The 19,313-nt window shown below is 41.7% G+C and carries 21 protein-coding genes and 1 pseudogene; 16 read left to right on the top strand and 6 right to left on the bottom strand.

From position 1 onward, the window contains the following. The first annotated feature begins 123 nt into the window (after window positions 1-123). Window positions 124-1,329, top strand: coding sequence for an aromatic amino acid transport family protein (locus tag VCASEI_RS11800; protein ID WP_089110429.1), 1,206 nt, complete (start codon window positions 124-126; stop codon window positions 1,327-1,329). Between the two features lie 139 nt (window positions 1,330-1,468). On the opposite strand, the gene crp is transcribed toward VCASEI_RS11800, so the two are convergent. The 5 genes from crp to VCASEI_RS11775 all read right to left on the bottom strand — a co-directional run bounded on the left by crp (window position 1,469) and on the right by VCASEI_RS11775 (window position 6,054). Beyond that, a complete protein-coding gene (gene crp, locus VCASEI_RS11795) occupies window positions 1,469-2,101 on the bottom strand; it encodes a cAMP-activated global transcriptional regulator CRP (RefSeq protein WP_017025416.1) in 633 nt (210 codons plus the stop codon). 241 nt (window positions 2,102-2,342) lie between these two features. Next, complete coding sequence (locus VCASEI_RS11790) at window positions 2,343-3,212, bottom strand: phosphoribulokinase (RefSeq protein WP_089110430.1); 870 nt, start codon at window positions 3,210-3,212, stop codon at window positions 2,343-2,345. 131 nt (window positions 3,213-3,343) lie between these two features. Further along, window positions 3,344-3,559 carry a YheU family protein gene (locus VCASEI_RS11785; protein WP_089110431.1) on the bottom strand — a complete coding sequence of 72 codons (216 nt, stop codon included), beginning with the start codon at window positions 3,557-3,559 and terminating at the stop codon, window positions 3,344-3,346. 118 nt (window positions 3,560-3,677) lie between these two features. Beyond that, entirely contained in the window at window positions 3,678-4,145 is a 468-nt protein-coding gene (locus tag VCASEI_RS11780) for a TIGR02444 family protein (RefSeq protein ID WP_089110432.1), read from the bottom strand. Window position 4,146: 1 nt separating this feature from the next. Next, window positions 4,147-6,054 (bottom strand): ABC transporter ATP-binding protein, encoded by a 1,908-nt coding sequence (locus VCASEI_RS11775; protein WP_086960365.1) that lies wholly within the window; start codon window positions 6,052-6,054, stop codon window positions 4,147-4,149. A gap of 234 nt (window positions 6,055-6,288) precedes the next feature. Between VCASEI_RS11775 and kefG the strand changes: the two genes are divergently transcribed. The 4 genes and pseudogenes from kefG to slyD all read left to right on the top strand — a co-directional run bounded on the left by kefG (window position 6,289) and on the right by slyD (window position 9,641). Further along, window positions 6,289-6,876, top strand: coding sequence for a glutathione-regulated potassium-efflux system ancillary protein KefG (gene kefG, locus VCASEI_RS11770; RefSeq protein WP_089110433.1), 588 nt, complete (start codon window positions 6,289-6,291; stop codon window positions 6,874-6,876). Window positions 6,877-6,886: 10 nt separating this feature from the next. After that, window positions 6,887-8,677 (top strand): annotated as a pseudogene (kefB, locus tag VCASEI_RS11765) (glutathione-regulated potassium-efflux system protein KefB). Between the two features lie 31 nt (window positions 8,678-8,708). Then, complete coding sequence (locus VCASEI_RS11760; RefSeq protein WP_086960362.1) at window positions 8,709-8,909, top strand: YheV family putative zinc ribbon protein; 201 nt, start codon at window positions 8,709-8,711, stop codon at window positions 8,907-8,909. Window positions 8,910-9,068: 159 nt separating this feature from the next. After that, window positions 9,069-9,641: a peptidylprolyl isomerase gene (gene slyD, locus VCASEI_RS11755; RefSeq protein WP_086960361.1), complete on the top strand. Its 573-nt coding sequence runs from the start codon at window positions 9,069-9,071 to the stop codon at window positions 9,639-9,641. 84 nt (window positions 9,642-9,725) lie between these two features. Here slyD and VCASEI_RS11750 read toward each other — a convergent pair whose 3' ends face one another. Further along, on the bottom strand, window positions 9,726-9,950 hold the full coding sequence (locus VCASEI_RS11750) for a SlyX family protein (RefSeq protein ID WP_086960360.1): 225 nt from the start codon (window positions 9,948-9,950) through the stop codon (window positions 9,726-9,728). Between the two features lie 453 nt (window positions 9,951-10,403). Here VCASEI_RS11750 and fkpA point away from each other — a divergent pair, with 453 nt between their 5' ends. The 11 genes from fkpA (at window position 10,404) to rplC (ending at window position 19,308) form a co-directional block, all read left to right on the top strand. Next, complete coding sequence (gene fkpA, locus VCASEI_RS11745) at window positions 10,404-11,198, top strand: FKBP-type peptidyl-prolyl cis-trans isomerase (RefSeq protein ID WP_086960359.1); 795 nt, start codon at window positions 10,404-10,406, stop codon at window positions 11,196-11,198. Between the two features lie 225 nt (window positions 11,199-11,423). Next, window positions 11,424-12,128, top strand: coding sequence for a helix-turn-helix transcriptional regulator (locus tag VCASEI_RS11740; RefSeq protein WP_226983331.1), 705 nt, complete (start codon window positions 11,424-11,426; stop codon window positions 12,126-12,128). A gap of 29 nt (window positions 12,129-12,157) precedes the next feature. Further along, window positions 12,158-12,544, top strand: a complete 387-nt coding sequence (gene tusD / locus VCASEI_RS11735) for a sulfurtransferase complex subunit TusD (protein ID WP_086960475.1) — start codon at window positions 12,158-12,160, stop codon at window positions 12,542-12,544. Next, window positions 12,544-12,897, top strand: coding sequence for a sulfurtransferase complex subunit TusC (gene tusC, locus VCASEI_RS11730; RefSeq protein ID WP_086960357.1), 354 nt, complete (start codon window positions 12,544-12,546; stop codon window positions 12,895-12,897). Before tusD ends, tusC begins: the two co-directional genes overlap by 1 nt. Window positions 12,898-12,919: 22 nt before the next feature. Next, entirely contained in the window at window positions 12,920-13,201 is a 282-nt protein-coding gene (gene tusB, locus VCASEI_RS11725) for a sulfurtransferase complex subunit TusB (protein ID WP_086960356.1), read from the top strand. 186 nt (window positions 13,202-13,387) lie between these two features. After that, entirely contained in the window at window positions 13,388-13,762 is a 375-nt protein-coding gene (rpsL, locus tag VCASEI_RS11720; protein WP_086960355.1) for a 30S ribosomal protein S12, read from the top strand. Window positions 13,763-13,874: 112 nt separating this feature from the next. Next, window positions 13,875-14,345, top strand: coding sequence for a 30S ribosomal protein S7 (rpsG, locus tag VCASEI_RS11715; RefSeq protein WP_086960354.1), 471 nt, complete (start codon window positions 13,875-13,877; stop codon window positions 14,343-14,345). Between the two features lie 166 nt (window positions 14,346-14,511). Then, complete coding sequence (fusA, locus tag VCASEI_RS11710; RefSeq protein WP_089110434.1) at window positions 14,512-16,608, top strand: elongation factor G; 2,097 nt, start codon at window positions 14,512-14,514, stop codon at window positions 16,606-16,608. Between the two features lie 150 nt (window positions 16,609-16,758). Next, window positions 16,759-17,943, top strand: a complete 1,185-nt coding sequence (tuf, locus tag VCASEI_RS11705; RefSeq protein WP_110957749.1) for an elongation factor Tu — start codon at window positions 16,759-16,761, stop codon at window positions 17,941-17,943. Window positions 17,944-18,353: 410 nt separating this feature from the next. Next, a complete protein-coding gene (gene rpsJ, locus VCASEI_RS11700) occupies window positions 18,354-18,665 on the top strand; it encodes a 30S ribosomal protein S10 (protein ID WP_017026395.1) in 312 nt (103 codons plus the stop codon). A 13-nt stretch (window positions 18,666-18,678) separates the two neighbouring features. After that, entirely contained in the window at window positions 18,679-19,308 is a 630-nt protein-coding gene (rplC, locus tag VCASEI_RS11695; RefSeq protein ID WP_027697927.1) for a 50S ribosomal protein L3, read from the top strand. Window positions 19,309-19,313: the final 5 nt, after the last annotated feature.

Here is a 19,313-nt window from a genome sequence, read left to right as displayed (position 1 = left end):
TAAAAGCCCGTTTTGAGTCAATATTGTCGAATGTTTAATCGATATATTGATATGTCACCTCGATTTACTTCTTATAAGTGGTAACCTTTCAGCTTAATATTTCATTAAAAAAAGAAAAAGTAGATGAGTAGTTCAAAGATTCTAGGCAGTACTTTGATTATTGCGGGCACCACGATTGGTGCTGGTATGTTGGCATTACCTATTGCTTCCGCAGGGTTAGGTTTTAGCACGTCTTTAATCATCATGATTGGGATGTGGGCGCTAATGGCTTATACCGCATTGCTCATGTTAGAGCTGCACCAACATGCCGATTACGACGCCACTCTACACTCGTTAGCCAAACAATTTTTAGGTGATAAAGGCAAATGGGTTGCGACGTTTGCCATGCTATTTCTTTTTTATGCGCTATGTGCAGCCTACATCGCGGGTGGTGGCGGTCAGTTTAATGACAAATTACATAACTGGTTTGCCATTGATGTATCCAATGGTGTTGGAACGTTAATCTTTACTATTTTAATTGCAGCGATTGTGACCTTTGGTACTTCATCGGTAGATAGAGTTAACCGCGTGCTATTCACCTGTAAACTAATCGCTATGGCGGTCATGCTGTTCTTCTTAACGCCTAATATTCAAGCGGTTCATCTACTTAATATGCCATTAGAAAAAGGCCTGATTGTGGCTGCATTGCCAGTGATTTTTACCTCTTTCGGTTTTCACGGTAGCATTCCTGCGGTAGTGCGCTATTTAAACCTTGATATGAAAGCTTTGAAGAAGGTGATGGTTTTCGGTTCTTTATTGCCGCTAGTGGTTTATATCTTATGGCAACTGGCCACGCTAGGTGTAGTTGATCAATCAACATTATCTCAAGCAGGTGATGTGACAGCATTAGTCGGTACGTTATCTCAAGTGATTCATAGCTCGGCTATTTCACAAGTAGTCTCCGTATTTGCCGACTTAGCATTAATCACCTCTTTCTTAGGTGTGAGTTTAGGGTTATTTGAATTCTTAGGCGACAGCTTAAATAAAAACCAAAGCAAAGGTGGCCGTGTTGGTATTGCGCTAGTGACCTTTGTGCCGCCATTGTGCTTTGCATTATTTTACCCACAAGGTTTTATTATGGCGCTTGGCTATGCGGCGATCGCATTGGCGATACTCGCTATTTTATTGCCGGTGACGATGGTGATGAAATCTCGTGTACAACACCAAGACAAGCAAGCTTTTACTGTTTCAGGTGGTACGCCAGCCTTAATGCTGACACTTACCGCTGGCATCGTTATTATTGTGCTACAAGTGATGATTAGCTTAGGTGTGTTGCCAGCGATAGGGTAGGTTTTCGGTTTCGAGGTATTTGAGTCATAAGAAGTAAAGCTCAAGCTTCGAAAAGCTAATATAAAATAAAAGCCACTGAATCTTTTAAGTCAGTGGCTTTATTTCTTCTTACGGGGTTATCGTTATCTATAAACGAGGATTAACGTGTACCGTAAACCACGATGGTTTTACCGTGGGCTGAAATCAAATTTTGCTCTTCTAGCATTTTTAAGATGCGACCAACCGTTTCACGTGAACAGCCAACAATCTGACCGATCTCTTGACGAGTGATCTTAATTTGCATGCCATCTGGGTGCGTCATTGCATCTGGTTGTTTCGCTAGGTTTAGTAGCGTTTGAGCGATACGACCTGTCACGTCTAGGAATGCTAAGTCACCAACTTTTTGGCTAGTGATTTGCAGACGTTTTGCCATTTGGGCAGAAAGACGCATCAAAATATCAGGGTTAACTTGGATAAGTTGGCGGAATTTCTTAAATGAAATTTCAGCCACTTCACAAGGAGATTTGGCTCGAACCCAAGCGGTACGCTCTTGGTCTTCTTCAAATAGGCCTAATTCACCAATGAAGTCACCTTGGTTCAAGTAAGACAAAATCATTTCTTTGCCTTCTTCATCCTTGATTAATACTGCCACAGACCCTTTTACGATGTAATAAAGGGTTTCTGCTTTCTCGCCAGCGTGAATCAAAGTACTTTTTGATGGGTACTTATGGATGTGACAATGCGATAGAAACCACTCTAATGTTGGGTCAGTTTGAGGTTTACCTAGAACCATAATTTGTTACTTCCTCTACAAGGCTTGCTCAGTTTTGAGTCATTCATCCTGAGACCGGCTAAACTGGTCAAATAGAATAGGTGTTAATTGTTATAGCTGCAAGTTGTTTGCAGTAGCCTATAAATACTACCCCTTTCTTGCTGTGATTTCTTGACTTTGATCGGATCAGATAGGGAAATTCGGCAGTGAAAATGTGCACGAACTCACACTCTGGATAGTCTGCGTGCTTTTGCCATGCATCTTAACCAATTTTTCCAGTTTCGATCAGTTGATGAAGAATCGGTTGAATGATCAATTCCATGGCAAAACTCATCTTACCACCCGGCACTACTAAGGTATTATGGCGAGACATAAAAGATCCCTCTATCATGGCAAGTAAGTATGGGAAGTTGACATTTTTAATCCCGCGTAAACGAATAACCACAAAACTTTCATCGAGGCTTGGAATGCCTTTGGCATTAAGTGGATTTGAGGTATCAACCGTTGGAACGCGTTGAAAGTTTATATGGGTGCGAGAAAACTGAGGAGTAATGTAATTTAAGTAATCATCCATGGAGCGAACAATAGAATCCATGACGGCCTCTCGTGAATGGCCACGATCTCGGGTATCTCGGACGAATTTTTGGATCCATTCTAAGTTGACTATCGGAACCATGCCAATCAGAAAATCAACATGTTGAGAGACATTGACATCCCCATCCACGACACCACCATGTAAGCCTTCATAAAAAAGTACGTCGGTATTTTCTGGGAGATCTTGCCACGGCGTAAAGGTGCCTGGCATTTGATTATAGGGGACTGCTTCATCAAAGCTGTGGAGATAACGACGAACTTTTCCTGCCCCATTTTGCCCATATTTTTTGAAAAAATCGGCTAGAGAAGGAAAATCATTGGCTTCGGGGCCAAAGTAACTAATGTGTTTGCCTTGTTCTTTTGCTTTTCGAATGGCGACGTCCATCTCGGGGCGTGTGTAGCGATGAAAGCTGTCCCCTTCAACCCACGATGCTTTAATATTCATCATATTGAACATTTTTCTGAAGGTTTCTGAGGTGGTGGTGGTACCTGCACCTGAAGAACCTGTTACTGCAATAATGGGATGTTTCGACGACATAATAATCCTTCATTCCGACTTCAATAATGAAGACCAGTGTAGGGGAATGTTAGGCAAGAATAAATAGTGGTGAAGATGTGTCGTGATGAATACTCAAATATTTATTGGCCGAAAAGTCGGGAGGTTGAGGTTCATTGCAATTCATTAATCGCTTTGATATCAACGCTTTCATGTAATTCTGAAAAAACAATTGCAATGCTTCCTGCCTGTAATTGAGCTTTAACTTGTTTTATTTTGGTGTCCAGTGACGTTTCTTGCATGCCGTAATCCGTGCCTTCACGTAAAATGAATTCTTTGATGAGGTTTTCTAAGGTGTCGGGATCGATTTGTTGCCAAGGAATAATCATAAATACTGCTTTTTTTATCGGTGAGAAAGAGAGGTATTGGTAAAAACATAGCTATTGGCGAAAAATAGAGTAATGGATGAAAAATAGATTGATTGATGAAAAAGACCGGTGAAGCACATTAGCGGCGAGAAGCGGTAGCATAAAAATGCTCACACAAATGTTTGGCATCTTGTTTCAAACAATATTGGTGAGTCATTGGTATGCCTTGTTGTGGTGTCAGAGTTAGTTGATTGAGGCATGTGACTAAATCGGATTGTTGCTGGCGCTCAAGTTGAAGTTCAAACTGAAGTGACTCACGGTACAAGGTGTCGGGTAAATGCGGTTTGGCTTTACGACGATAATAACGGAACTGGCTTAATAAACTTTGTGTTCGGTCAATGGCGGTTTCCAATTGGATCCATTGATCTTCAGAGAAGGCTAGTTCATGCTCATCGAGCCATTTTAATAACAAAATTAAATTGACGTTACCTTGATGGTGATTTTGTAGATGTAAACACGCTTCTTTGATGTCACGCACGCTGTAATGCTGCAAACTAAATTGCCATAAGCGTTCTAAGGTGAGAGGAAGCGGTGAGTATTGATTCATATTATTGGTTGAGTGATTCCAGTTCTTCTTGCAATGCCATCCATTCCATTTCAACGTCTTCGAGTTGAGACTTTCGGCTAGCTTGAATGGTTAATACTTCAGTGAGTTTAGCTTTATTTTCATCTTGATAGAGTGATACATCACTTAATAGTTGTTCAGCATCGGCCAACTCGGTACCTAGTTTGTCCATTTTCGTTTCAAGTTGTGTCAGTTTTTTGCGAATTGGTGCAGTTTGCTTGCGTAATTCTGCTTCTAAACGTTTTTGTTCTTTACGTGCGTTGGCGCTATTAATACTTGGTGTGCTATCAACATCGCCTTGTGCCTCTTTTTTGTCTTGTTTTTGCTGATCAGTGAGCCATTTATAATAGTCGTTTAAATCCCCATCAAAAGGGGCAACTTGCTGTGAGTCAACCAAATACAAATCATCGGTGGTGGCGCGTAATAAATAGCGATCATGGCTCACGATAACCATCGCCCCTTCAAAGGTTTGCAGTGCCATTGTTAGGGCTTGGCGCATATCCAAATCAAGGTGGTTGGTTGGTTCATCGAGCAGCAATAAGTTCGGCTTTTGCCATACAACTAAGGCTAGAACCAAGCGAGCTTTTTCGCCACCTGAAAATGGTGCGACTTTGTCGAGTGCTTTTTCACCTACAAAACCAAAGCTTCCGAGGTAATCGCGCAGTTGTTGCTCGGTATGATTGGGCGCAATTTGCATCATGTGTTGTAAAGGTGTTTCTTCGGGATGCAGTGTTTCTAATTGATGCTGGGCAAAATAGCCAATTTTTACCCCTTGAGAATAGGTAAGATCGCCACTTTGTGGATTCAGCTCACCAGAAAGCAGTTTAATTAAGGTGGATTTACCTGCACCATTGCGACCGAGTAAACCAATTCGGCTGCCCGGAACTAGATTGAGTCGAATATGTTTAAGGATAAGGTTATCCCCATAACCTGCGGAAACTTCATCCATCATCATGATTGGATTGGGTAAAGCAGAAGGCTCCCGAAATTCAAAGCTGAATGGATTATCGAACTGAGCGGGGAGAACTTTCTCCATTTTTTCTAAGGCTTTAATTCGGCTTTGTGCTTGGCGAGCTTTCGAGGCTTTGTAACGAAATCGATCAATGTAGCTTTGCATGTGCGACATTTGTTTTTGTTGCTTAGAATACATCGCTTGTTGCTGCATTAATTTTTGCGCGCGTTGGGTCTCAAATGAGGAGTAGTTGCCGGTGTATTCGTTGAGTAGTTGATTTTCTACATGAATGATTCGACCGACAATAGGGTCGAGAAAATCCCGGTCGTGCGAAATTAAGATTAACGTGCCAGGGTAGTTCTGTAGCCATTTTTCTAGCCAAAGTACGGCATCTAAATCTAAGTGGTTGGTGGGCTCATCGAGCAATAATAAATCTGAACGGCACAGTAGAGCTTGTGCTAAGTTTAAACGCATACGCCAGCCACCAGAAAATTGCGTTAAACTCCATTGCATTTGAGCTTGGCTAAAACCTAAGCCATTTAATAATTCAGCGGCGCGAGCTTTAATGGTGTAGCCACCGACTGTTTCGATTTTGCCGTGCAACTCAGCGACTAAATTACCATTATCGTCTTGTTCTGCTTTAATCAGGGCTAGCTCTAATTGGCGATATTCACGGTCACCATCAATCACATACTCTAATGCTGCGCGTTCTAATGCTGGGGTTTCTTGGGCAACCCAAGCCAATTCCCAATACGAAGGCATTTGGAAATTACCCGCATCGATAGAAAGCTCATCTTTCAATAATGCAAATAGGGTGGATTTACCACAACCATTTTTGCCAACAAGTCCTACTTTATCGCCAGGATGAATGGTGGCTGAAGCCTGTTCTAATAATGGTTTTCCACCGCGAAGCAATTGAATATCTGAAAATGTAATCATAGGAGTCTTATCTAAGGTTTTGCGAATGAAAAGTTAAGCGAAACGGACGCAATGTGCGCCTTGAATAGTAGGCGTTTCAAGGATAAATGTCGATCAATAAACGATTTACGATCGGATGAATTTACGTGATAAAGTGTCGGGGTTTCCTGATAACGAAACAGAGTTGTGTTGAGGTAGTTATACTTCTAATTATGGGACATCAAATTTTGCAGTGTAGATTGTATGGAGACAGCGATGTCAGATCACGCTCAACAACAAAGTCAAACTGAGGCGACAGACGTCGCGTTACCACGTATTTTGGTGATTTATGCCCACCCCGATCCTGAACATTCCGTGGCCAACCAAATTCTACTGAAAGCGATAAAAGATCTACCACATGTGCAGATCCACGATCTTTACGCTTGTTACCCTGATTTTTTTATTGATGTGGCCGTGGAGCACCGTTTGTTGCTGGAACATGATTTGATTGTGTTCCAGCACCCCATGTTTATGTATTCATGCCCAGCTTTAATGAAAGAGTGGATGGATACTGTACTTGGCAAGGGATTTGCATTTGGTAAGGGCCGAGCATTGCAGGGAAAATCTTGGCGTAGTGTGATTACCACTGGTGGTCAAAAAGAGGCGTTTTCAGCTCAAGGCTACAACCAATATCCGCTGGAACAAATTTTGCAGCCTTTTGAGCTAACCGCTAAGTTATGCCAAATGAATTGGATTGAACCTTTGGTTTTATATTGGGCAAGGAATGTGCATCAGGCACAGAGAGTAGAGCATGCGCAAGCCTACCGTCAGTGGCTAATGAACCCGTTTGAGTTATCTCAGTAGAGGGAAATATATGGCATCAACAATTGATTTTTTACAAAGCGGCGTGGTGTTCTTATCGGCAGCAGTGATTGCCGTTCCTCTTGCTTAACGTTTTGGGCTTGGTTCTGTTTTAGGGTACTTACTGGCTGGTATTGTGATTGGTCCTTGGGGGTTAGGGCTAATTAGTGATGTAGACAGTGTGATGCATTTCTCTGAGCTGGGGGTTGTGTTGCTTCTATTCTTGATTGGCCTTGAGCTAAACCCCAAAAAATTATGGCAAATGCGCATACCTATTTTAGGATTAGGTGGCGCTCAAGTGGCGGTGACCACATTAATTATTTCTGCGATTGCGAATTGGTTTGGCATTAGTTGGCAAAATAGTTTAGTGATTGGAATGGGGCTTGCGTTGTCTTCGACGGCGATAGCATTACGAGTTATCGAAGAGCAAGGACTAGCAGGCACTGAAACAGGGCAATCTGGCTTTGCTGTTTTATTATTCCAAGATATTGCGGTCATTCCTATGTTAGCAATATTGCCTTTGTTGGCTGGTAATGTTGGTGGGGATTGGTTAGATGCGGTGTGGATGATTGGAGGGGTGTTGGCTCTATTAGTGGGCGGGCATTATTTATTGCGTCCAATTTTCCGCTATGTGGTGATGAGCCGAGTCCGTGAGCTTTTTACTGTTGCGGCTTTGTTGCTGGTGATTGGTATTTCCGTCTTAATGGAAAAACTGGGTCTATCTATGGCTCTAGGGACATTCTTAGCGGGAGTACTATTGGCAGAAAGTGAATATCGCCATGAGTTAGAAAGTGCTATTGAGCCATTTAAAGGGCTGCTACTTGGTTTGTTCTTTATGTCGGTAGGCATGGCTGTAAACCTTGATTTACTCATTCATTACCCTTTGAAAATATTGGCAGCAGTAGCAGCGTTAGTCAGTATTAAAGCGCTTATTCTTTACATATTAGCTCGCCTTATGGGGACAAGAGCTAAAGCGCGAAGCAGAATGGCGGCAATTTTAAGTCAAGGGGGGGAATTTGCTTTCGTATTATTTACCGCCGCGACAGGTCATGGTTTGCTTGGAAGCGAAGTGAGTTCTTTTTTATTAGTGGTGGTTAGTTTATCGATGATGACCACGCCACTTATTTTGCTGGCTCAAGAGAAATGGTTTAATCGGACGATTAATATTTCGGATAATATGCAGTCTGATGTGATCAATGAAGAACCTAGAGTCATCATTGCTGGCTTCGGTCGTTTTGGACAAGTGGTTGGACGTTTGTTATACGCTAACAAGATCCGCATCACGGTATTAGAAAGTGATGCCAGCCAAATTCAGTTATTAAGAAAGTTTGGTTATAAAGTGTATTACGGTGACGCCACTCAGCTAGATTTATTAAGAGCAGCAGGTGCTGAACAAGCTGAAGCGATTGCTATTTGTACTGATTCACCCGATGAAGTGTTAAAAATTGCGGAGCTATGCAAACAACACTTCCCTAATTTGAAAATTTTAGCGCGTGCGCGAAGCCGAGTTGAAGCGTATCGGTTATTGAATATGGGGGTAACCTTATTTTCACGAGAAACCTTTTTAGGGGCGCTAGATTTAGGGCGCCAGGTATTGACTCAACTTGGCATGCATCCTTATCAAGCTAAGCGTGCTGAAGCGCATTTTCGCAAATTAGACACCACGATGCTCAAAGAATTATTGCCATTACATATGGAAGATAAAGACATGGGGATCCGGGCCAAAGAAGCGCGTAAAGAATTAGAAGAAATTTTTGATCGTGAGATGGAAAGCGATCGTCAAACCCAAAATCATTGGGATTAAATCGATCCAATAATGGAAATATGGAATTGGCATGATAATCAAAAAAAGATTCATTGCTGGGGCGAGTTGCCCTATGTGTAAACAGCCTGATAGCTTACGAGTTTGGGAAGAAAACCAGATTGAAGTGGTTGAATGTGTAGAATGTAATTATGTTGAGCAAAGAACCCCAAAAAAGGTAGAAAAAACACCTAGGGCGACAGATCAGATGATAGGTATTTTTAAACCTGATTAAAGGCAGGGTTTTAAGTGAGTTCTGGAGCATTTTTTATCAAGGTAAATGAAAATAAACACAGTGGATCGATTGAAATTTGCCGTGCTTATCCCCATTATCTTGCACATAGAGATTAAGTGCTCACACATTCTCAACGCTTAATCTGAATTTGGAGCGAATATGAAAATTGAAAAGAACGTTGTAGTTAGCTTGGCTTACCAAGTGAAAGTAGAAGACGGTGTTGTGGTTGATCAGTCAACAGTTGAAGCGCCACTTGATTACTTGCATGGCCACAATAACCTGATTACAGGTTTGGAAAATGAACTACTAGGTAAAGCTGCAGGTGATAAATTCACAGCAACGATTGCTCCAGAAGATGCGTATGGCGAGCACAGTGATGATCTTGTTCAACGTGTACCTGCGGATGTTTTCCATGGTGTTGAGCAAATTGAAGTGGGTATGCGCTTTTTAGCTGATACAGATCAAGGTCAAATCCCTGTTGAAATCACTGAAGTCGATGGTGATGAAGTCGTGGTTGATGGTAATCATATGCTTGCGGGTCAAACCTTAACATTTGATGTAGAAGTGGTTGCTGTTCGTGAAGCAACAGAAGAAGAAATTGCTCATGGCCATGTACATCAGGCTGGTGGTCATCACGGACATGATCATGATGGCGATTGCTGCGATCATGACCACGGCCATGAAGAGAAAAAAGAAGGTTGTGACGGAAATGGCGGTTGTGGCTGTCATTAATTCTTAAGAATATGAAAACGCCAGCCCACTCAGGTTGGCGTTTTTAGTTGAATGACAAGTTTCATTGAATAACAAGTATTACGATTAATAATGCGGTGGTGGTGTTTCTTCCGATGGATCCGCCAAGTTAGAAGCGTCTAAGTTTTTGACTTTACCGACGACAAACTTCATTTGATCTTGCATTCTAGTGATCAGAAGTTGTTGCTGGCTTAGTGCATCATTTAATTCACTAATGGTTTGTTCTTGGAAGGCGACCTGACATTCAAGATCATTAATGCGTTGCTGAAGTTCAAGATTGTCTGAAGTCATGAAGATCACTTTTTATAGTTAAAGAATGGATGATACCCTGAGTGCTAAAAATTATACCTGAATATTCAAAGACTGTAGATCTCTACTTTCATCAATGAATAAGTAAAATGAATGCGATAAAGTACAAGAATATAGGTAATAAAGCGCAATAAAGAGTTCATTTTTATGAAATAGAGTGAACTTTGCTAAAAAAAAACACTCTCTTAACAAAGAGTCGATACGACAACGCAATAGTATGACAACATCAATAATATGTGATTTCCTACTAAATAATTGTTTTATAAGTAAGGTATAACGCTGTAATTGATATACGAGGGGATTATATTTACTGCTGGTTATTTTTTGTAGCAACCAGTACAAATAGTCTCTCAACTAGAGCTAAAGGCGCTAGTATATTGCTTCAATCATTTTTATAAATCATAACGATGGTTCGCCATCATGCTGGAGAATTTAATGAAACCGATTTTTAAAGTATCGCTGCTAGCGGCAACTGTACTATTAGCTGTAGGCTGTCAAAAAGAAGAATCGAAAGATGCAAAAACAACAGCGCCAACAGAGCAAGCTCAATCTGCAGCTTCTGCAACGAATCAGTACCAAACGGATGATGAGAAAGCAGCTTATGCAATCGGCGCATCTTTTGCTAATTACTTAAACACAAGCATTGAAAAGCCAGCTGAAATTGGTATTAACCTTGATAAAACCATCGTTTTAAAAGGTATTGAAGATGTGTTTGCTGGTAAGTCTGGCATGAGCGAAGAAGAGACTCATAAAGTGCTTCAAGAGTTAGACAAACGTGTGTCTGAAAAAATGCAGTCTCAAGCGGCTGAAAAATCAGCTGCGAGCAAAAAGGTCGGCGATGAATTTCGCGCTAAATTTGCAAAAGAAGACGGCGTAAAAGAAACCAAATCAGGTATTCTTTACAAAGTTGAAAAAGAAGGTACTGGTGCGACACCAAAAGCGACGGATACCGTTGTTGTAAATTACGAAGGTACGTTGGTTGATGGAACTAAATTTGATAGTTCTTATGATCGAAAAGAACCAGCTACATTTCCACTTAACCGCGTTATCCCTGGTTGGACGGAAGCCGTTCAGTTAATGAAAGTTGGCTCTAAATACCAAGTGGTTATTCCGCCCGAGCTAGCATACGGTGAGCAAGATACTCCAACGATTCCGGCTAACTCTACGTTAGTCTTTGAAATCGAACTGATGTCAGTTAAAACTGAACAAGCACCTGCTGCTGCGAAATAAATATTTAGTGATAAATTAGCTAAAAATAAAGAAGGCTCATCAATCGATGAGCCTTCTTGTATCTGCGATTGTAAATACATTACAAAACTTATCCTTAACCATTATATTGAAGTTACGGCAATCTCTAACTCAAATTTTCTGATAAACTTACATTCATTTGTTGAAGTACTATCTGATTACTAGCCGTAATTATATCCAGAGGTGTATGTGAATAGTTCTGAAATTATGCATTCTGAAGCATTGTTGGAGATGGAGTCTGTCTATGTTAGACCTTTTTCTGATCACGATAAAATTATCTTACATTCTTACGAGGCCGTAGTAGATGGCTTAGCCAGCCTAATCGGTAATTATTGTGAGATTGTTTTGCATTCTTTAGAAGATCTCAATACATCGGCGATTAAAATTGCTAATGGTGAAAATACTGGCCGTCAAGTGGGTTCACCCATTACCGATTTAGCATTAAAAATGTTGAAAGATATCGAAGGATCACAACGTAATTTCTCGCGATCGTATTTTACTCGAGCGAAAGGCGGGGTATTGATGAAGTCAATCACCATTGCCATTCGTAATGGTGAGCAACGTGTTATTGGATTGTTGTGCATTAATATCAATTTAGATGCGCCTTTTTCGCAAGTCTTGCATGCTTTTATGCCAACAGCCGAAGCCGAAGAAGCTGCATCATCGGTCAACTTTGCTAGTGATGTTGAAGAGCTGGTGGATCAAACAGTAGAAAGAACGATTGAAGACATTAATGCGGATAAATCGGTATCGAATAATACCAAAAATCGTCAAATTGTAATGGATCTGTATGACAAAGGTATTTTTGATATTAAAGACGCGATTAACCGGGTCGCCGATCGTTTAAATATCTCCAAACATACGGTTTATCTCTATATTCGCCAACGTAAAGTTGAGGATGGTGAAAAGTGAGTCAATGCTTAACGGAACCTGAAAAAATTCTGACTTATACTTTGGTGGTGAATGGTTCGGTTTATGGCAGCCAATCGGCGAGAAACGCCTATCTTTTTGCTTGTTCTTTACTTGAAAGAGGGCATAGATTAGTCAGTGTTTTTTTCTATCAAGATGGGGTTCACAATGCCTCTAGTCTAGTGTTACCTGCTAATGATGAATTCAATTTACCCCAAGCATGGCAGCGTTTATCAAAAGATCACAATGTGAGACTAGAATCCTGTGTGGCGGCCTCATTGCGTCGAGGAATCGTCGATTCACATGAAGCTAAGGTTCATCAATTACCCACGAGCAATACTGCTGAGGGATTTGAATTAGCAGGCCTAGGTGGGTTAGCGGAAGCTATGCTGATACAAGATAGAGTGGTACAGTTCTAATGCGATTAGGTTTTGTTTTTCGATCATTTCCTCATTCAAATACAAAGGGCCGAGAGGGGCTAGATGCATTATTGGCGGCGTCTGCATACTGTGAAGACATTGAAGTTTTCTTTCTTGGCAACGGTGTTACTCAATTGGTTAAGGAACAAGCCCCAAAACAAATATTATCACGCGATTATATTTCAGCTTTTAAGTTGCTTGAATTGTACGACATTGAAAAGATTTATGCCTGCAGAACATCACTATTGGAATTTAATTTATGCTCCGATAGATTCATTATTGATGTTGAAGTGTTGTCTTTTGAAGAAATCAATCATCGCCTTCATAATTGTCAAAAAATTCTGACATTTTGATGCGATTAAAGGGCCGATTTTTATGCTTCACATAATTAAATCCATCGATGCGATTGAAGCTTCCATCCAATTTAGCCATCCAGATGATCAATTTATCTTAGTAGAAGATGCCGTTTATGGGCTAATTAGTCAAAAAGTGCTCATCGGTGTATTAAAAGATCATCTTGATCATTGCTATGCGTTAGAGTCGGATATTCAAGCAAGAGGGCTGAGTTTTCAACTTGTATTGACAGGTAAGGTTATTGATTTTAATGGATTTGTTTTTCTTAGTGAAAACCATCAACAAATAATAACTTGGGAATGAATCACCATGTTGAGTCTATTTATTTGTGCATTATAGAAAAAAGTATCACTCTTGATTGTATATTTCTTGACACACTCCCCCTTGATGAATAAAATTTTGCGTCCCTATTTCTCTCTTGTGTAAATGCAGTGAGTAGGTAGGGTTAGATTTTTCACAAGCTTATTTTCGTAAATCAGGAGCTATTTAATGGCAACTATTAACCAGTTGGTACGCAAGCCACGTGTAAAGCAAGTTGTTAAAAGCAACGTGCCTGCGCTAGAAGCGTGTCCACAAAAACGTGGTGTATGTACTCGCGTATATACTACTACTCCAAAAAAACCGAACTCAGCATTACGTAAAGTATGTCGTGTTCGTCTAACTAACGGCTTTGAAGTTACTTCATACATCGGCGGTGAAGGTCATAACCTTCAAGAGCACAGTGTTGTTCTTATCCGTGGTGGTCGTGTTAAAGATTTACCAGGTGTGCGTTATCACACCGTTCGCGGCGCATTAGACTGTGCTGGCGTAAACGACCGTAAACAAAGTCGTTCTAAGTATGGTGTTAAACGTCCTAAGTCTTAATGTTCACTTTGAAAAAAGTAAGCGTTAAGTAAGGCCAAACACTAAATAATATATTTTGTTGAAAAAACTGAAAAGTTTTGGATAACCTGAAGAAGACAACGGAGAAACATCCATGCCACGTCGTCGCGTAATAGGCCAGCGTAAGATCCTTCCAGATCCTAAGTTCAAATCTGAATTGCTGGCAAAATTTGTAAACATCCTTATGGTTGATGGTAAGAAATCAACTGCTGAAAAAATTGTTTACACTGCACTTGATTCTATGGCTGAGAAATCTGGTAAAGATCACTTAGCTGTATTCGAAGAAGCTCTTGAAAATGTTCGTCCAGCGGTAGAAGTTAAATCTCGCCGTGTGGGTGGTTCAACTTACCAAGTACCAGTAGAAGTTCGTCCGGTTCGCCGTAACGCTCTTGCTATGCGTTGGTTGGTTGAAGCTGCGCGTAAGCGTGGTGAAAAATCTATGGCAATGCGCCTAGCTGCTGAAATGCTAGATGCGTCAGAAAACAAAGGTACTGCTGTTAAGAAACGTGAAGACGTTCACCGCATGGCAGACGCGAACAAAGCGTTCGCACATTACCGCTGGTAATGTCTTTTTAGTACTGCAAGGTTCCTTGCAGTACTTCTTTAGTTCCTATGCTTATGCTAGGAACTATTGCTATATCTATTGCAAGCAAATATTAGTAAAGCAGTGCTTTTAACCGATAGACTAGATATAGCAATAGTCCCTAAGTCTCTAATAAAAGGATTCAATCGTGGCTCGTAAAACTCCTATAGAGCACTACCGTAATATCGGTATTGTTGCTCACGTAGATGCAGGTAAGACAACCACAAGCGAACGTATTTTGTTCTATACCGGACTTTCTCACAAAATCGGTGAAGTTCACGATGGTGCAGCAACCATGGACTGGATGGAGCAAGAACAAGAGCGCGGCATTACAATTACTTCAGCCGCCACTACGACGTTTTGGCGTGGTATGGAAGCTCAGTTTGCAGATCACCGTATCAATATTATCGACACTCCTGGACACGTTGACTTTACCATCGAAGTAGAGCGTTCTCTACGTGTACTTGATGGTGCGGTTGTTGTGTTCTGCGGCTCATCTGGTGTTGAACCTCAGTCAGAAACAGTTTGGCGTCAAGCGGATAAATATCACGTACCTCGTTTGGTGTTCGTGAATAAAATGGATCGTACTGGCGCAGACTTCTTGCGCGTGGTTGAACAGATCAAAGATCGTCTAGGCGCAACGCCTGTTCCCATTCAATTGAATATTGGTGCGGAAGAAAACTTCCAAGGCGTTGTTGATCTTATTAAGATGAAAGCAATCAACTGGAATGCTGCTGACCAAGGCATGACTTTCACGTACGAAGATATTCCAGCAGATATGCAAGAAATGGCCGAAGAATATCGTACAGAACTTGTTGAAGCGGCAGCGGAAGCCAATGAAGAGCTAATGGATAAGTATCTTGAAGAAGGTGAACTGACAGAAGCTGAAATCAAACAAGGTCTTCGTACTCGTACCCTTAATAATGAAATCGTATTAGCGACTTGCGGCAGTGCATTTAAAAATAAAGGTGTACAAGCTGTTTTAGATGCAGTGGTTGACTTCCTTCCTTCCCCAATTGATGTTCCTGCAATTAAAGGTATCGATGAAGATGAAAATGAAGTAGAGCGCCACGCCGATGATAAAGAACCGTTCTCAGCGTTAGCATTTAAGGTTGCAACTGACCCATTTGTGGGTACTTTAACTTTTATCCGTGTTTACTCAGGGGTTGTTGAAAGCGGTAAAACGGCTTACAACTCTGTGAAGAAACAACGTGAACGCTTAGGTCGCATTGTTCAAATGCACTCAAATAAGCGTGAAGAAGTGAAAGAAGTGCGAGCTGGTGATATTGCAGCCATTATTGGTCTTAAAGATGTGACTACAGGTGAAACACTGTGTGACCAGAACCATAAAATTGTTCTTGAACGCATGGAGTTTCCAGATCCAGTTATTCAGATCGTTGTAGAGCCAAGCTCTCAAGCTGATCAAGATAAGATGACTATCGCTCTCAGTAAACTAGCGGCAGAAGACCCATCATTCCGTGTTGATATGGATGCGGAAACTGGGCAGATCCTGATTTCAGGTATGGGCGAACTACACTTAGATATCATCGTTGACCGTATGAAGCGTGAGTTTAACGTGAATTGCAACGTTGGTAACCCACAAGTAGCTTACCGTGAAACAATTCGTGGTACGGCGAAAGCGGAAGGTAAATTTATCCGTGAGTACGGTGGTAAGGGTCAATACGGTCATGTATGGCTGAAACTTGAACCATCAGAAGTAGGCGAAGGCTTTGTCTTTGTAAATGAAATTGCCAATGGTATTGTGCCGAAAGAGTTCGTCACTTCAATCGCGAAAGGCGTTGAAGAGCAGATGAATAATGGTGTACTTGCTGGCTATCCTGTTTTGGATGTCAAAGTTACATTATTTGATGGCTCTTACCATGAAACAGATTCAAGTGAGATGGCGTTTACAATCGCCGCCTCGATGGCTTTCAAAACGGGTGCACTTGAAGCGCAACCTGTTCTGCTTGAGCCTATGATGAAAGTTGAAGTAACTACTCCAGAAGACTGGATGGGTGACGTCGTTGGCGATCTTAACCGTCGTCGAGGCATCATTGAAGGTATGGACGAGGGGACAGCTGGCCTGAAGATAATTCGTGCACAAGTTCCGTTGTCCGTCATGTTCGGTTACGCAACTGATTTACGTTCTGCGACACAAGGTCGTGCTTCTTACTCCATGGAGTTTAGTGAGTACGCTGAAGTGCCTAACAATGTTGCAAAAGCAATCATTGCAGAACGCGGTTAAGGTTGATTTGGCGATGAGTTTAATCACTGATCGCCTTATTAAATAATGAATCTATTGCGTTGATGAAAGTTGACGCATAAAATAGCAAATTCTGGCGCGTTTTGACACAAACTTTGTCAAAGCGAATCATAACTAGGAAGGAACACGATTGTGTCTAAAGAAAAATTTGAACGTACGAAACCGCACGTAAACGTTGGTACTATCGGCCACGTTGACCACGGTAAAACAACTCTTACTGCTGCTATCTGTACTACACTTGCAAAAGTGTACGGTGGTGTTGCTAAAGACTTCGCATCTATCGATAACGCTCCAGAAGAGCGCGAGCGTGGTATCACAATCGCAACTTCTCACGTTGAGTACGATACTCCAGCGCGTCACTACGCACACGTAGACTGCCCAGGACACGCCGATTATGTTAAAAACATGATCACTGGTGCTGCTCAAATGGACGGTGGTATCCTAGTTGTTGCTGCAACTGATGGTCCAATGCCACAAACTCGTGAGCACATCCTACTTGGTCGTCAGGTTGGTATTCCTTACATCATCGTATTCATGAACAAATGTGACATGGTTGATGATGAAGAGCTTCTAGAGCTAGTAGAAATGGAAGTTCGTGAACTTCTTTGCGAATACGATTACCCAGGTGATGATTTACCAGTAATCCAAGGTTCAGCTCTTGGCGCACTAAATGGTGAAGAGCAATGGGAAGCGAAAATTGTTGAGCTTGCAGAAGCACTAGACAACTACATCCCAGAGCCAGAGCGTGCAGTAGATCAACCATTCCTACTACCAATTGAAGATGTATTCTCAATTCAAGGTCGTGGTACTGTTGTAACAGGTCGTATCGAGCGCGGTATCTTACGCGTAGGTGACGAAGTAGAAATCGTTGGTATCAAAGATACAACTCTTACTACTTGTACTGGTGTTGAAATGTTCCGTAAACTGCTTGACGAAGGTCGTGCAGGTGAGAACGTTGGTGCACTTCTACGTGGTACTAAGCGTGATGACGTTGAACGTGGTCAAGTATTGGCTGCTAAAGGTTCAATCAACCCACACACAACTTTTGAATCAGAAGTTTATGTTCTTTCAAAAGATGAAGGCGGACGTCACACTCCATTCTTCAAAGGTTACCGTCCACAGTTTTACTTCCGTACAACGGACGTAACTGGTGACATTCAATTGCCAGAAGGCGTTGAAATGGTAATGCCTGGCGATAACGTACAAATGATCGTAACGCTAATCGCGCCAATCGCGATGGACGAAGGTCTACGTTTCGCAATCCGTGAAGGCGGCCGTACAGTTGGTGCTGGTGTTGTTGCGAAAGTTATCGCTTAATAATACCGTATTAATAGTATGAAAAAAGGGAAGCTTCGGCTTCCCTTTTGTCTATCTGGCATAAAGAATCTAACACCTTAGATTAATTTCCATCCAATGCTTGCATCCCTTTTTGTGATCTGTATAATGCACCGCACTGGTTAAGCCAGTTGTGAACCAATGAGCAGCGAGGATTCGCGTTAACACTCTTAATCTATAGAGATTATTCGGTGATTTAACCATAATGTATACTCAGCTTATGTTCGCAGTTAATAAAATTAGTTATCTATTCATAGTTGCTGATCAATTTTAACTGACAATGTACCCAATAAGGGCACTACGGTTTCACATAAATCAATCGACATTCCTGCGAACTTACGCAGTTGAGTGGCGATATTGTTTGTGTAATTAATTAATTGGAGCTCTGTCTCATGCAGAACCAACGTATTCGTATCCGCCTAAAGGCTTTCGATTATCGTCTAATCGATCAGTCTACTGCGGAAATCGTTGAAACAGCAAAGCGCACCGGCGCACAGGTTCGTGGTCCTATTCCACTTCCTACTCGTAAAGAGCGTTTCACTGTTCTTGTCTCTCCTCACGTCAACAAAGACGCACGTGATCAGTACGAAATTCGTACTCACAAGCGTTTGATCGACATCGTTGAACCAACAGATAAAACTGTTGATGCTTTGATGCGTTTAGATCTTGCTGCTGGCGTTGATGTTCAAATCAGCCTAGGTTAAGGGAGAAGAGATAATGATTGGTCTAGTCGGTCGTAAAGTGGGTATGACCCGCGTATTTACCGAAGAAGGCGTTTCTATCCCTGTAACAGTTGTTGAGGTTGAAGCGAACCGTGTTTCTCAAGTGCGTACACTTGAAACTGATGGTTATGCTGCAATCCAAGTAACTGCAGGCGCTAAGAAAGCCAACCGTGTATCTAAGCCTGAAGCTGGTCACTTTGCGAAAGCAGGTGTTGAAGCAGGTCGCGGTCTTTGGGAATTCCGTTTAGAAAACGGTGAAGAGTTTGAAGTTGGCGCTGAGCTGAACGTAGAACTGTTCAATGAAATCAAAAAAGTAGACGTTACTGGTACATCTAAAGGTAAGGGTTTCCAAGGCGCTGTTAAGCGTTGGAACTTCCGTACTCAAGATATGACTCACGGTAACTCTTTGTCTCACCGTGCACCGGGTTCAATTGGCCAATGTCAAACTCCAGGTCGCGTGTTTAAAGGCAAAAAAATGGCTGGTCACATGGGTGCTGAGCGTGTAACGACTCAAAACCTAGAGATCGTACGTGTTGACGCTGAGCGCAATCTGCTTCTTATTAAAGGTGCAGTCCCTGGTGCTATCGGCGGTAACGTTATCGTAAAACCAGCTGTTAAAGCATAACGTCT

This window comes from Vibrio casei, assembly GCF_002218025.2.
In the GTDB taxonomy this organism is placed as follows: domain Bacteria; phylum Pseudomonadota; class Gammaproteobacteria; order Enterobacterales; family Vibrionaceae; genus Vibrio; species Vibrio casei.
This window is presented reverse-complemented; position numbering and strand designations above follow the sequence as displayed.

Bases quoted from the DNA above. Each gene is read 5' to 3' on its own strand.
- rpsL (WP_086960355.1), top strand. From the start codon at position 13,388: ATGGCAACTATTAACCAGTTGGTACGCAAGCCACGTGTAAAGCAAGTT.
- VCASEI_RS11750 (WP_086960360.1), bottom strand. From the start codon at position 9,950: ATGACTTCAGACAATCTTGAACTTCAGCAACGCATTAATGATCTTGAA.
- rpsG (WP_086960354.1), top strand. From the start codon at position 13,875: ATGCCACGTCGTCGCGTAATAGGCCAGCGTAAGATCCTTCCAGATCCT.
- VCASEI_RS11780 (WP_089110432.1), bottom strand. From the start codon at position 4,145: ATGAATCAATACTCACCGCTTCCTCTCACCTTAGAACGCTTATGGCAA.
- tusC (WP_086960357.1), top strand. From the start codon at position 12,544: ATGCGATTAGGTTTTGTTTTTCGATCATTTCCTCATTCAAATACAAAG.
- VCASEI_RS11775 (WP_086960365.1), bottom strand. From the start codon at position 6,054: ATGATTACATTTTCAGATATTCAATTGCTTCGCGGTGGAAAACCATTA.
- kefG (WP_089110433.1), top strand. From the start codon at position 6,289: ATGTCAGATCACGCTCAACAACAAAGTCAAACTGAGGCGACAGACGTC.
- VCASEI_RS11785 (WP_089110431.1), bottom strand. From the start codon at position 3,559: ATGATTATTCCTTGGCAACAAATCGATCCCGACACCTTAGAAAACCTC.
- VCASEI_RS11790 (WP_089110430.1), bottom strand. From the start codon at position 3,212: ATGTCGTCGAAACATCCCATTATTGCAGTAACAGGTTCTTCAGGTGCA.
- fkpA (WP_086960359.1), top strand. From the start codon at position 10,404: ATGAAACCGATTTTTAAAGTATCGCTGCTAGCGGCAACTGTACTATTA.
- rpsJ (WP_017026395.1), top strand. From the start codon at position 18,354: ATGCAGAACCAACGTATTCGTATCCGCCTAAAGGCTTTCGATTATCGT.
- VCASEI_RS11740 (WP_226983331.1), top strand. From the start codon at position 11,424: ATGCATTCTGAAGCATTGTTGGAGATGGAGTCTGTCTATGTTAGACCT.
- crp (WP_017025416.1), bottom strand. From the start codon at position 2,101: ATGGTTCTAGGTAAACCTCAAACTGACCCAACATTAGAGTGGTTTCTA.
- VCASEI_RS11800 (WP_089110429.1), top strand. From the start codon at position 124: ATGAGTAGTTCAAAGATTCTAGGCAGTACTTTGATTATTGCGGGCACC.
- tusB (WP_086960356.1), top strand. From the start codon at position 12,920: ATGCTTCACATAATTAAATCCATCGATGCGATTGAAGCTTCCATCCAA.
- rplC (WP_027697927.1), top strand. From the start codon at position 18,679: ATGATTGGTCTAGTCGGTCGTAAAGTGGGTATGACCCGCGTATTTACC.
- slyD (WP_086960361.1), top strand. From the start codon at position 9,069: ATGAAAATTGAAAAGAACGTTGTAGTTAGCTTGGCTTACCAAGTGAAA.
- VCASEI_RS11760 (WP_086960362.1), top strand. From the start codon at position 8,709: ATGATAATCAAAAAAAGATTCATTGCTGGGGCGAGTTGCCCTATGTGT.